The 13,499-nt window shown below is 27.0% G+C and carries 14 protein-coding genes; 4 read left to right on the forward strand and 10 right to left on the reverse strand.

Annotated elements, in window-relative coordinates; translation table 11 throughout:
• Positions 1–49: 49 nt before the first annotated feature.
• The 4 genes from argJ to ASKIR_RS07250 form a co-directional block, all read right to left on the reverse strand.
• On the reverse strand, positions 50–1,240 hold the full coding sequence (gene argJ / locus ASKIR_RS07235; RefSeq protein WP_066159549.1) for a bifunctional glutamate N-acetyltransferase/amino-acid acetyltransferase ArgJ: 1,191 nt from the start codon (positions 1,238–1,240) through the stop codon (positions 50–52).
• 2 nt (positions 1,241–1,242) lie between these two features.
• Positions 1,243–2,370 (reverse strand): potassium channel family protein, encoded by a 1,128-nt coding sequence (locus ASKIR_RS07240; protein WP_066350182.1) that lies wholly within the window; start codon positions 2,368–2,370, stop codon positions 1,243–1,245.
• A 21-nt stretch (positions 2,371–2,391) separates the two neighbouring features.
• A complete protein-coding gene (gene rpmB / locus ASKIR_RS07245; protein ID WP_066159543.1) occupies positions 2,392–2,580 on the reverse strand; it encodes a 50S ribosomal protein L28 in 189 nt (62 codons plus the stop codon).
• Positions 2,581–2,645: 65 nt separating this feature from the next.
• Entirely contained in the window at positions 2,646–3,518 is an 873-nt protein-coding gene (locus tag ASKIR_RS07250; RefSeq protein WP_170256956.1) for a glycosyltransferase, read from the reverse strand.
• A gap of 83 nt (positions 3,519–3,601) precedes the next feature.
• On the opposite strand from ASKIR_RS07250, the gene gmhB reads away from it, so the two are divergent.
• The 4 genes from gmhB to gmhA are packed head-to-tail and all read left to right on the forward strand — an operon-like array spanning position 3,602 to position 7,110.
• Positions 3,602–4,117 (forward strand): D-glycero-beta-D-manno-heptose 1,7-bisphosphate 7-phosphatase, encoded by a 516-nt coding sequence (gmhB, locus tag ASKIR_RS07255; RefSeq protein ID WP_115588221.1) that lies wholly within the window; start codon positions 3,602–3,604, stop codon positions 4,115–4,117.
• A gap of 2 nt (positions 4,118–4,119) precedes the next feature.
• Positions 4,120–5,127, forward strand: a complete 1,008-nt coding sequence (gene rfaD / locus ASKIR_RS07260) for an ADP-glyceromanno-heptose 6-epimerase (protein ID WP_066159534.1) — start codon at positions 4,120–4,122, stop codon at positions 5,125–5,127.
• Positions 5,124–6,560 (forward strand): D-glycero-beta-D-manno-heptose-7-phosphate kinase, encoded by a 1,437-nt coding sequence (gene rfaE1, locus ASKIR_RS07265; RefSeq protein ID WP_066350179.1) that lies wholly within the window; start codon positions 5,124–5,126, stop codon positions 6,558–6,560. The genes rfaD and rfaE1 overlap by 4 nt, the downstream gene beginning before the upstream one ends.
• Positions 6,541–7,110: a D-sedoheptulose 7-phosphate isomerase gene (gene gmhA / locus ASKIR_RS07270; RefSeq protein ID WP_066350177.1), complete on the forward strand. Its 570-nt coding sequence runs from the start codon at positions 6,541–6,543 to the stop codon at positions 7,108–7,110. Before rfaE1 ends, gmhA begins: the two co-directional genes overlap by 20 nt.
• Before the next feature lie 12 nt (positions 7,111–7,122).
• Here gmhA and ASKIR_RS07275 read toward each other — a convergent pair whose 3' ends face one another.
• From ASKIR_RS07275 to ASKIR_RS07300, 6 genes are read right to left on the reverse strand one after another with little or no spacing between them, the layout of a single operon-like run.
• A complete protein-coding gene (locus tag ASKIR_RS07275) occupies positions 7,123–8,067 on the reverse strand; it encodes a glycosyltransferase family 9 protein (RefSeq protein WP_115588220.1) in 945 nt (314 codons plus the stop codon).
• 9 nt (positions 8,068–8,076) lie between these two features.
• Complete coding sequence (locus ASKIR_RS07280; RefSeq protein WP_115588219.1) at positions 8,077–10,023, reverse strand: LTA synthase family protein; 1,947 nt, start codon at positions 10,021–10,023, stop codon at positions 8,077–8,079.
• Positions 10,016–11,086: a hypothetical protein gene (locus ASKIR_RS07285; protein WP_115588218.1), complete on the reverse strand. Its 1,071-nt coding sequence runs from the start codon at positions 11,084–11,086 to the stop codon at positions 10,016–10,018. The genes ASKIR_RS07280 and ASKIR_RS07285 overlap by 8 nt, the downstream gene beginning before the upstream one ends.
• The gene (locus ASKIR_RS07290) at positions 11,076–11,999 is read right to left on the reverse strand and encodes a glycosyltransferase family 9 protein (protein WP_115588217.1); all 924 of its coding nucleotides are present in this window, start codon (positions 11,997–11,999) and stop codon (positions 11,076–11,078) included. The genes ASKIR_RS07285 and ASKIR_RS07290 overlap by 11 nt, the downstream gene beginning before the upstream one ends.
• Positions 11,996–12,742, reverse strand: a complete 747-nt coding sequence (locus ASKIR_RS07295) for a lipopolysaccharide kinase InaA family protein (protein WP_228198739.1) — start codon at positions 12,740–12,742, stop codon at positions 11,996–11,998. The genes ASKIR_RS07290 and ASKIR_RS07295 overlap by 4 nt, the downstream gene beginning before the upstream one ends.
• A 3-nt stretch (positions 12,743–12,745) precedes the next feature.
• On the reverse strand, positions 12,746–13,492 hold the full coding sequence (locus ASKIR_RS07300) for a glycosyltransferase family 2 protein (protein WP_174694318.1): 747 nt from the start codon (positions 13,490–13,492) through the stop codon (positions 12,746–12,748).
• Positions 13,493–13,499 lie beyond the last annotated feature (7 nt).

A 13,499-nucleotide genomic window follows, 5' to 3' on the forward strand; every position in this document is an offset into this window, starting at 1 on the left:
ATCCTTGTTAAAAATTTTAAAAGGGATTATATAAAAAGAGTTCTTAAAATTAACTTCTATAATCCGCGTTTATCTCTACATATTTATAGCCCAAATCACAACCATAAGCTGTGAATTTTCCACTACCAACTCCTAAGTCGCAAATTATTTTATATTTATCTTTTTTTAAAACATCTGCTGCTTTTGCTTCAATTATAGAATCAAAACAGATTTCACCTTTATTAAATACAACTACATCATTATATGAAATTACAAGTTTTTCATCATCGCAAGTTACTTGTGAAGCTCCAATTGTTGAAGCTATTCTTCCAAAATTTGGATCTTCTCCAAATAGAGCTGTTTTTACTAGTAGTGAATTTGATAAAGCTTTTGCAGCTATTTCAGCCTCTTTATCATTTGCAGCATTTACAACCTCAAAAGCTGCAACTTTTTTTGCACCCTCACCATCTGCAACCATTAACATAGCCATATCATGCATAACCAATCTTAAAGCTTCACTAAAAGCATCTTTATCATAAGCATTTGACTTACTATTTGCTAAAACCATAACAGTATCATTTGTAGATGTATCACCATCTACAGAGATTGCATTAAATGTTGTGTGAGAGTTTCTTTTTAATGCCTCTTGTATATCTTCATAAGGAGCTGCAGCATCTGTGCAGATAAAACAAAGCATTGTTGCTAAATTTGGATTTATCATTCCAGCACCTTTTGCAACAGCACCTATTTTAAACGATTTTCCACTTTCAAGTTTAACTTCATAAAAACAAGATTTAGGGTATGCATCTGTTGTCATAATTGCTTTGCTTAAATTTTCACCATTTTTAGATTTTAAATTAAATTTTTTTGCACCATTAACCAATTTTTCAATTGGTAATCTATTTCCAATAACACCTGTGCTACTCATAACTGGATTAATCAACTTATCATCACCAAAATTTAATTGAGAGAAAAGAGTATTTATATCTTCAATACCTTTTTTACCTGTTAATGCATTTGCATTTTTTGAATTTATAAGTACAAAGTTTGTTTTAAAACCTTTTTCATAAGCCAAAAAATGTTTTAAAGGTGCTGCTTGAAATTTATTATTAGTAAAAATTGCAGCAACTGTACAAGGCTCTTTTGTATAAATAAAACCTAAATCATTATTACCATTTGGTTTAAGACCAATATGAATTCCATCACAATAAAAACCCTCTATTTGGTCAATAAAACCCTTAATCGGTAAAATAGTAAACATTTTTATAACTCCTTTGGTTGATTAATTAAATTTAATACTCTTTTTGCTCTAGTAATACCTTTTTGTGAACCAACAAGAAGTAGTTTTGAGTTTTTATTTATTACTTTATTTCCTTTTGGAAGTTGTATAAAAGCACCACTCTCTTCAGTTATTCCAATGACAGATATACTTAACTTTTCTCTTAAATCAAGCTCTTTTAGCTCTTTTCCTATACTCCAAGCATCCTCTTTTATGAAAATCTCTTCCATAGTAATTGGGCTATCTTTTTTATATAAAAACTCATCCAAAATATTTTCCATATCAGGACTCATAGCAATCGCACTTACCCTTTTTGCCATTAAGGAAGGTGTTGCTACAACCTTATCAGCTCCAAGTTTTTGAAGTCTTATTTTTTCATTTCTAGTCTCTGCATTTGATATTATTAAAAATGGAGTTCGTCCTAACTCTTTTTCATAAAGTCTTACAGATGCTATTAAAGTAATATTGTCAGAGATATTTTTTGATAAAGATATAGCTCCTTTTGCAGAGCTTAAATGAGATTTGAAAAATGCACTCTCTTGATATGGTTCATCTTTTATAAAATATGGATATTTATTCTCTCTGGCTATCTCTTCTATGTTATCACTTGGATCAACAACCACAAAAGGTATATGATTCTCTCTAAACTGTTTAGCAACTTGTGCTGTATATTCATTGTGATAAAAAAGCACAAAATGTTTTCTTAATCTTGCTATTTTATAAAGCATCCTTCTCTCCTTCAATAAAGCTCTTAAATTTCCATTTGTAAAAACATCAATTATAACCCCAATTCCAAAAATAAAGCTAGAAAAACCAGCAATCATTAAAAAAACAGTAAAAAATATAGTCTCATTTTTAAAGTTTGATTCGTTTAATGCTCCAAAACCAGTGTTTGTAATTGTATAAGATGTTTGAAATATTGCATGCATAATTGAATAATCTTCAAAATAAACATAACCCAATACTCCTATCATCATAAGAATTTGGATAATTATTAAGGGTAATCTTAGTGGTTTTAGTTTTGAATAAATTACAGAGTTTAAATCATATTGAGGCCTTGAACTTGAAAGTTCCCAGCCTAATACTTTTTTAATATTAGTAAAAATGCTCATTTAAGCACTTTTGCTATACTATTAAGAGTGTTTTTTAAGAGTTCTTAGCTCTTTTGCAGAAATTTTTAGTTTAACAGTTGAACCATCTTCAGTCATAACTCTAATAGTTCTAATATTTGGTAAAAATCTTCTTTTTGTTCTATTTTTTGCGTGACTTACGTTGTTTCCAACCATAGGTCCTTTTCCTGAAATTGCACATCTTCTTGCCATTTTCTTATTCCTTTTTTTTAGTGAAAAATATTCGCGTATTGTACCTTAAAATTCTTAAGTTAGAGTTAAATTTTTGATAAAATATCATCAAATTTTGCAATATTTTGCTCTAAGCTCATCTGTTTTGCAATTTTTCTATTCTCTTTTTGAATCTTTTTTAACTCATTTAAATCATAAAGAACTCCATCAATTTTAAAAGGAGTGCTTGGATCACTTGGACTATCCATTGTTGCGTAAATATCTAATATCTCTTTAATATCATTATTAATTGGAGCGAATACTACACATTTGCAAAACATAGCTTTTATCACACTACTTGCAATATTTTTATTATGTGTTGGTAACAAAAAAATATCACTTAATAAAAATATCTCATCTGAACTCTCTTTGCTCTCTTCAAGCTTTATAATCTTTGATTCTAAGCTTTTATACTTTGGCATAATAAAATCTAGAGCATTTAGCTGTTGCTTATTTCCCAAAATCAAAAGTTTGAAATCTATATAAGATAGATTTGAACAGATATCTAAAAACTCTTTTATTCCTGAATTTTTAAAATTTTTTGCACTAAAAAGAATTAATCTTGTATTTATAGTTAAATCAAATCTCTCTTTATATTTCTCTTTTATATCTTTTGGTTTTTTATACTCTAAATCTACACTTGGATAGATAACATCAATTTTTTCTTTAGATATCTCTGTTTTTTCTACAATTAAATTTAAGTTTGAAAAAGAGTTTGTAATTATAAATTTTGCATTTTTAATCTTATCAATACTATCTTCATCTAAAATTCCACTATGAAAATAGATATCTGCATATTTTCTTTTGCCAAAAAGTTTGAGTAGTTTTGAACTATTTTTTACCACTTTAATATAATCTCTTTTTTTTATCTCACTTATTAATCTATTTTCTATTTTATAAAATATAGTTGTGTTTATCATATTTTTTCCTATTTTTTAAAGTCATAATTATAGTTAAAACTGCTTTATGATATTATTTAATCTTAAATTTTGAGGATTTTATAATGAAAAAAAAGATTATCTATCTTGATAGAGATGGAGTTATAAACGAAGATTTTGAATATGTTTATAAAATTAGTGATTTTAAATTTGTTGATGGTGTTTTTGAAGCTTGTAAAAAGTTTTTAGATTTTGGTTATGAGATTATTGTTGTAACAAATCAATCTGGAATTGGTAGAGGATTTTATACAAATGAGGATTTTGAAATTCTAACAAATTATATGGTTGAAGAGTTCAAAAAACAAAAGATTGATATTTTAAAAGTTTATCACTGCCCTCATAAACCTGAAGAGAACTGTTTATGTAGAAAACCAAAAAATGGAATGATTTTAAAATCACTAAATGATTTTGATATAGATTTAAAAAACTCTTGGCTAATTGGTGACAAAAAAAGTGATATAGATTGTGCAAAAAATGGTAAAATAGAAAACAAAATTTTAATAAGTAAAAATGAAAAAAATTGTGAAGATTTTTTAGTAGCTAATAGCTTATTTGATAGTTTAAAATATATAAAGGAATAAAAATGAAATATACAGATATAAACTTTAATAAAAAAACAATTTTAATAACAGGGGGAGCTGGATTTATAGGTTCAAACTTGGCTTTTTACTTTCAAAAAAACTATCCAGAATCAAAAATTGTAGTACTTGATTGTTTTAGAAGTGGTGAGAGATTTTCAAACGGAAACTTAAAAAGTTTTGGTCACTTTAAAAATCTTGTTGGATTCAATGGTGTTGTAATAAGTGGCGATATAAATGATAAAAAACTTTTAAAAAGTTTAGAAAAAAACTATAAATTTGATTATATCTTTCATCAAGCAGCAATATCTGATACAACAGCAATTGAGCAAGATATTATGATACAAACAAATGTAAATGCATATGAAGATTTATTAAAAATTGCAATAAAACATAAAGCTAATATGATTTATGCAAGTAGTGCTGCAACTTATGGAGATAGTGATAAGTTTGAAGTTGGATTTGAAAAACCAAATAATGTTTATGGATTTAGTAAAGTTATGATGGATAATATCACTTATGAATACCTAAAAGAAGAGCTTCCAATATCAATTGTTGGTCTTAAATATTTTAATGTGTATGGACCAAGAGAGTTTTTCAAAGAGAAAACATCTTCAATGGTAGTTCAATTTGGACACCAAATTCTAAGAGGTCACGCTCCAAAACTTTTTGAAGGAAGTGATAAAATTCTAAGAGATTTTATATATATTGAAGATATTATTCAAGCAAATATAAAAGCTTGTGAACCTGAAAAATCAGGAGTATATAATGTAGGAACAGGAAATGCTAGAAGTTTTGAAGATATTGTAAATATTTTGCAAGAAGAGTTAGGAATTGACAATGGAAAAGAGTATATTATAAATCCTTATGTTGGTTCTTATCAATTTTTTACAGAAGCAAATATTGAAACTACTAAAAAATTTTTAGATTATGAGCCAAGATTTAGCTTAGAAGATGGAATAAAAGCTTATATTCCTGAGATTATTAGACTTTTTAATGAAGAGATTAAATGATAAATATTAATTTTAAACCAAATATTTTAGTAATTGGTGATCTTATGATTGATCACTATTTGTGGGGAAGTTGCGATAGAATTTCACCAGAAGCTCCAGTTCAGGTTGTAAATGTAAAAAAAGAGAACTCAGTTTTAGGTGGAGCTGGAAATGTAATCAATAATCTAGTAAGTCTAGGAAGCAGTGTTGAAGTTATTAGTGTAATTGGTGATGATAGTGTTGCAAATGAACTTAAAACTTTACTTTCAAATATTGGTGTATCTTTCGATAACTTGGTTGTTGAAAAAGGAAGAAAAACATCTAAAAAAAGCCGTCTTATGGCTTCAAATCAACAAGTTTTAAGATATGATAGCGAAAGTGTAGATGAGATTTCAAAAAATAGTTCAAATAAAATTTTAGAGATTTTAGAGAAAAATATAAAAAATTATAGTGCAATAATTTTATCTGATTATAAAAAGGGTGTTTTAACTACTACTTTAACTCAAGATATTATAAAACTTGCAAACAGAAATAAAATAAAAGTTTTAGCAGATCCAAAAGGTAAAGATTTTAGTAAATATAAAGGTGCTTATACATTAACTCCAAATAAAAAAGAGGCTATGGAAGCTACAAATATTGATATAAAAGATGAGAAATCTTTAGTTGAAGCACTAAAAAGTTTAAAACAAAATTGCAATTTGGAAGTTTCACTTATAACTTTAAGTGAGCAAGGAATTGCAATATTTGATGATGAGCTATTTACAAGTCCAACAGCAGCTAGAGAAGTATTTGATGTAACAGGAGCTGGAGATACTGTAATTGCTTCAATTACATTTGCTCTTTCTTGTGGAGTTGATATTAAAAAGGCTCTATATTTTGCAAACTTAGCAGCTGGAGTTGTTGTAGGGAAAATTGGAAGTGCAACTGCCTCTTTAGATGAGATTTATGAGTATGAATCTCAACTTAATAAATCAAGTTCATCAAGCCATATAAAAACATTTGATGAGATTGAAAAATTAGCAAAAAAACTTCACTCTCAAGGTAAAAAAATAGTATTTACAAATGGTTGCTTTGATATTTTACATGTTGGTCATGTAAAATATTTGGAAGAGGCAAAAAGCTATGGAGATGTTTTAATTTTGGGATTAAATGCTGATAGTAGTGTAAGAAAATTAAAAGGTTCAAGCAGACCAATAAACAGTCAAGATGATAGAGCATATATTTTAGCTTCACTTGAAAGTGTTGATTATGTAGTTATTTTTGAAGAAGAGACACCTTATGAACTAATCAAACTAATCAAACCTCATGTTTTAGTAAAAGGTGGTGATTATGAAGGTAAAGAGGTTGTTGGACAAGATATAGCAGATGAGTTAAAACTTGTTCAATTTGTAGATGGTAAAAGTACAACAAACACAATAAAAAGGATAAATGAAAATGCAAAATGCAATAATTAAAGAGTTTTTAGCTCACCAAGAGACAATTGCTAAAGTAATAGAGACTATGCAAGAGCCACTTTTAGAGGCTTCAAAACTTGCAGTTGAAACTTTAAGAGCGGGAAATAAAGTTTTACTTTGTGGAAATGGTGGAAGTGCAGCAGATGCACAGCATATTGCAGCAGAGCTTACAGGAAGATATAAAACTGAAAGAAGAGGATTACCAGGAATTGCTCTTACAACTGATACAAGTGCATTAACAGCTATTGGAAATGATTATGGATATGATAGAGTTTTTGATAGACAAGTTGAAGCATTGGCACAAAAAGGCGATTTATTAATAGGAATTTCAACTTCTGGAAATAGTAAAAATGTAATAAATGCTTTAAAAGTTGCAAGAGAAATGGGATGCAAAACTTTAGGATTAACTGGACGAGATGGTGGAGCTATGAATGAGCTCTGTGATATAAACTTGGTTGTTCCTTCAAATGATACACCTAGAATTCAAGAGATGCATATTCTTTTTGCACATACAATTTGTCAAATTATTGACAATGAATTAAGTAATTAACTGTTAGAAGATTCACTCTTCTAACAAACTAATAGCTTCTAAAACCTCATTTGCTTTTATCTGCTTCATACAATCATGATGTTTTAAGGGACACTCTCTTTTCATACAAGGAGAGCAAGATAGGTTTTTTGTAACAATTATTCCATCTGGATTTCTCCACTGATTTGTCTCTTTATATTTTGTTGGTCCAAAAATTGATATAGTTTTAATTTTATAAGCAGCAGCTATATGCATAGGACCACTATCATTTGTAATAAATAGACTTAGACCTGCTATTTTTTCTATAAGTTCAGGAATAGTCGTCTTCCCAGCTAAATTTTGATAGTTTCGCACTCCTTGTCTAACCAACTCATATTCAATATCTTTTGCAATATCTGTTTCAGCTGGACCTCCAAAAATTACAATATCATATTTTAAAGCTAAAGTTATTGCAACCTTTGCAAACTCTTCTGGATACCATCTTTTAGCACTTCCATATGTTGCACCTGGATTTATTCCTAATGTTTTTTTAGGATATTTATATGGAGTAAAATATAGTTTTAAATCCCCTACTTCATTATCTGTTTTTAAAACTTTGTTTACAAAATCGTTATATCGAATAGCTAAATGAATCTCATTTTTTGTAAGTCTTTTGTAATTGAACTTCTTTTTTGCTTTTATAAAAAACATCATAAATTTTGATGATATACTTCTTCTAAAAGATATGGCTAAATCAACTTTTCCAATACTTTTTGCTAATTTGATTAAAGCTTTATATCTATTTTTCTCTTTTTTTGTCTCATCAACTATTATTTGTTTAATATTTGGATAGTTACTAAAAGCTTGTGTAGATACATATGAACCTAAAAGTATGATTTTAGCATCTGGATATGTTTTTATTATATTTTGTATAGCTGGTGTTGCCATAATTGCATCCCCAAGCCACGAAGGAATCTCTATAAATATCGTTTTAACCATTTTGTAACCTTATTCTTTTATGTTTAGCCATCTATTTTTATCTAAAAGGTATGATTCAAAACTATCAATAGCTTTTAGCTCTTTTTCTAATTTAGTTTTTAACTCATCTTTACAACTAGAATTTGTAGTATCTTTATAGTTAAACATAATATAGCAATCTTCTGTGATAAGACCTATTTGATCCCCACCAAATGTATAAACAAATCTATTTTTAGAACTCTCATCAAATAAAGAGTTACCCATTGAACTAAAGCTATTTTCAAACCCTAATATATCAATGATTGTAGGTTTAATATCATTTTGAGAACCTAAAATATCAATCTCTTTTGGTTTAAAAATCTTTGGTGCATAGATTAAAAGTGGAATTCTATAACCTTCTATATTAGAAACTATCTTATCGTCAGGTCTTAAATCTTTTGCTATATTTCCCAAAGCATTCCCACTTCCATGATCTGATGTAAATATAAAAATAGTATTATCAAACCAAGGCTCTTTTTTAACACCTTCTATAAATCTCTCTATTGCATTATCAACATAGATTAAACTATTTAAATATCCATAATAGTTCTTTAAATCGTGAGGATATCTCTCAAATTTAGCACTTGGAAGATGAAAATCGCTATGATTTGTAGAAGTAAACATAAAAGTTAAAAAAGGCTCTTGTATAGTGTTTAATTTTTGATGCATAAAGCTAAACATATTATAATCATAAGTTCCTGTATCTGGCTCTCTTCCTTCATCAACAGCTTCAACATTTGGCATATCTTCAGCTCCATAAAACTGATCAAAACCAGCCAATAATGAAACAGAATCTACTCTATATGATCTTCTATTTGAACTTTGTGCTGCAATTGTAGAGTATCCATTTTGTTTTGCTATTTGTCCTAAATAGCTTAAGTTTGTAAGTTCTAAACCATTTCCTAAATATTGAAATCCAGCTGGTAAAGTTATTCCTGTATAAACTGATGTTATTCCATAAATAGATCTATAACCATTTGCATAGAAATTTGTATATTTAAGTCCTTCATTTGAGAGCTTTTTGAAATATGGTGTTACATTTAACTCTTTATATTTTGTAAACCCATCAATATGTTCAGCACCCCAAGACTCAAGCAAAACAATAACAATATTGTATTGATTTTTATTCTCTTTTGTTTTTAAAGCTCTTTGTGCTGGATAATCATCATTTATAAAAATAAATTTATCACTTTTTAAAAACTCTTTTGCGATTGATTGTGCTTCTTCAAAATTCATTAAGTTTATTCTCTTGCCACCTTGATAAACACCTAAAGTTCTATAAAATGAGTAAAAACCATTTATAGCTAAAACTCCTGAGCTAGTTTTTGAAACAGCATAAGCATCTACAATTCCAAATGATTTTCTCTCAAAACTATTTCTAATTCCTGCAAACAACATAAGAATAATTAAAAAAAAGTAAAAATAGTCTCTTTTTCTTAAAAATTGATTTTTCAAAGGCGATTTAAAAATTTTAACAAATAAAAGAGTAAGTAGAATAAATATAATAAACGATGTGATAGTGTAGTAAATTAGTGAACCAAAAGCCATATCAAATATTATATTCATATCATCTGCTAAGCTCAAAAGTTCATTTGAAACATGTCTTTGACTAAACTCAAAATATATAATATCTGCTATACATAGAGCTAAAATAGAGATAAAAACTAAACTCCATAAAATAGCTAAAAAAACTCTATAATAAATATTAAATGTAAATTTAAAGGGTAAAAGAAGAAGTAAAATAAATATTCCAACAAATGTAAAAAGAGTAATAATATCAACTCTTAAACCAAATATAAAAGATATAAATGTCTCATAAAATGTTAAATCTTCAAAAAAATATTGATATTTAAAATAGAAAAAGATTCTAAGAGAAGATAGTATAAGCAAAGATAAAATAATTGCTGTAAAAGTTTGCGTATATCTATTCTTAAACATTTTGTAACATTTCCTTAAAGGCATAAAATTGTGGATATTTTAAAATTTTTCCATCTCTATTATCAACTAAACCATAACCAGGTGCGATTAGTTGATGCCAGAAAACTTTTTTTATTTTTTTTGAATCTCGTGCAATTTTAAGATAATCCAACATATATTTTGTATAATCTTCACAACTTACACACTCTTTTTCACTTGTAGGTGCATATGGAACTGTGTTTGATATTGGCCAATTAACTTCTGTAATATATATATCATCACTTAAAGTTTTTGGGCTTAATTTTACAAGTGAAAAAAGCATATCTATTTTATTTTTTGTATCAAAAAAACCATACTGAGTATTTTGTGGTTTTCCCCTTCTATCTACATAAAGTAGTGCTGAAGTGATATCATATTTAATATTTTGAAAATTAAACATAGCTCTTGCATTGTAGTAGTATTCAAAATCTATAACAGATGGTCCAAGAAGTTTTATATTTGTATATTTTTGCTCTTTTAGTTTTTGTGCAACTTTATAAAATCTTATAAACTCCTCTACACTAAAAAATCCCCATTTCAATCTATTTATTGTAGTTCCTATTTGAAACTCATTTGAAATATTTTTAAATTTTTTAAATATTAAATCTAAATTTTTCTCTAAGATTTCATGATTTTCAATATTAAATCTATCTTGAATAATATTTATCAAGATATTTTTAGGAGTTTTTAAATTAAAACTTTGTGCAAAATTTACATAAGAGTCAATATTTAAAATATCACTTAATGGAACTCTAATAATTAGATTTTTTACACCCAACTCTTCAATTAAATCTTGCTGAGTATTTTTACCATCATCTTTATCTAAATTTACTCCAAGTCCAATAAAATCTTTATTTGAAGTTTCTATTTTTCCACGAAATAGTTTCATAAAAAGAATTGATAAAGGCAAAATAAAAAGTGAAGTAAGAATAAGTTTTATAAAATCTTTTTTATGCTGTTTTCTCATGACTTTTTTAAAAGCTTTATCTTTTATAACATGTGGTTGATCTGAGAAATTATCCCAAACAAAATGTTTATTTGACATCTAAAATCTCTTTTAAACAATTTTCTATTTTGATGTAATCATCTTTTGAATAGTTTTTATTTAGCATAAAATTATTTTGATATTTTTCATCACTTATAGTTGCCCATCTTTTACTACTTGCAAATAAACTATCTCCAAAAAATGATAAAGTTTTTGAGTTTGTTGCACCTGCAAGATGCATAGGTCCTGTTGAAGTGCTTACAAAAAGAGTTGAAGATGCAATATATTTTGTAAATTCAAGCAAAGTACCTTTTGAGTTATAAATTGTAGCTTTGAAATCTAGTTTTGACTCAATATACTCTTTTGATTTTTCATCATCAGGTCCAAAAGAGAAAACTACTTCATACTCACTATCTTTAATACTTCTTGCTAAACTCAAATAATCATCTAAGCTCAAATTTCCATCGCTACTTCCACCAAAACCAGCATGAAAAATTACTCTTTTATCTTTTTTTACATCAAGATTTAAAAGTGGTCTTTTAAAATCTAGTTTTATATCAGGAAAAATAGCTTTTGCCAAATCAAGATTATATTGCCACTCTGTTTTTTCTACCTTGCTTCTTCTTTGTTTAACTCTAATATTAAAAAATATTTGTGCAATTTTTGTGGCAGGTGCAACTCTTTTTTTGATTCTACTTTTAAATAATAAAATTGCCAAAGAGGTATCTATAAAACAAGATATTGATACATCAAACTTTTTTGATTTTATATCTTGTAGAGTCTTATTTAAATCACTTTTATCATATAAAATCACATCATCTATAAAATCTAAACTCTTTGCAAAATCAAAATTGATTTTAGATACAAGGGCTGTTAATTTTGTAGATGGGTATTGCTCTTTTATAGCTTTAAAAAGAGGTAAACTAACTAAAAAATCACCTATTTTATCGTGTCTTGTGATTAAAAGATTCAATTTCTTCCTCTTATTTTTCTTTTAAATTCTACAAAGTTTTTTAATTTTTTATCATATTTTTTCAAAATATCAATAGCTATTTTTTCATTAGTTTGTAATAATTTTGCATACTCAGTTGCAATTAATTTTAAACTATCTTCATCTAACCATAATTTTGCAAAATTATCTAAACCAGTTTCTAAATCAATATTTTTAAATTCCATTCTATTTATATCAACTATACTAAAATCATACTCATCATTTTTATTTTTAAAAACTAGTATATTGCCAGCTGAATAATCTTTGTGATAAACACTATTTTTATGTAAATTATAAGTAAATGCAACAAATCTTTTTATAATTAATTCTCTATCATTTAGCATAGTATTTCTTAATGGCTCACGAATAGTAAATAAATAATTTAATTTTTCACTAATAAAAAAACTTTCTTTAAATAAAAAACTTCTATAAAACTCAATATATCCAATAGGATTGGGTGTATTTATATTTAATTGTTTAAGTTTTACAGCATTCTCGTAAGATTTTTTTGCTTTTGAATCTCTAAAATAGGCATAAACTATTTGATTTAAAATATTTGGGATTTTAAAAGCCTTGACAACTGTTTGAACATTTTTATATTCTATAACTTTTAATTCATTTCTTGCTTTATGAATGGTGTTTGAGTTTTGTTTAAAAAAATCTTTTATATTTAACAAAAAATCTTTAATATTTTCATAATTTTTATTTAATTTATATTTAATCAAATCTTAGCCTTTTACATTTCTTTGCATATCCAACATAATAGCATACTTCATATATGAACTATATGCTGAAATCACTGCTACATTCCATCCATTAATTCCATGAAATGCTCCAGCTTTTAATATTAAAGCTTTAAATAAAGCTCCTAATCCATGAATAATTGGATCAAAGACTGTTGCTTTTTTACCTTCTTCGTGTGCTAAAATTGCACCTCTTTTTATAAATTTTTCAGTTGTTCTTATCATATGTATATAATCATCATAAGAGTAATGCAACATATCAGCTTTTAAATCACAAACACTTTTTGCTTCAACTCTAGCATGTCCTTTTGCAGTTGAAAAACCACATTTTTTACGATTATAAAGTCTTACAACTCTATCTGGATACCAAAGTTTTATATAGTTTTTTCCAACAAATGTTTTTCTAGCAAATGAATACCCATCATAAAAACTATTTTCTAAATCCAATTTTTTTATCTCTTCTATTGCATTTAAATCAAGTCTTTCATCAGCATCTATACTTAAGATCCAGTCATTTGAAGCATAAGGTGCACCAAATGCTTTTTGTGGTCCATCTCCCAAATATCCTTGTTTTATAACTTTTGCACCTAAACTTTCTGCAATTTCACAAGTTCTATCACTACTTAATGAATCAACTACTAAAACTTCATCACACACACTTTGAACAGATTTAATAACTGCTTCAATATTTTTTTCTTCATTTAGAGTAATAATATTCGCTGTAATTTTCAAACTTTTC

Origin of the sequence: Aliarcobacter skirrowii CCUG 10374, assembly GCF_003544835.1 — a bacterium.
Classification (GTDB): domain Bacteria; phylum Campylobacterota; class Campylobacteria; order Campylobacterales; family Arcobacteraceae; genus Aliarcobacter; species Aliarcobacter skirrowii.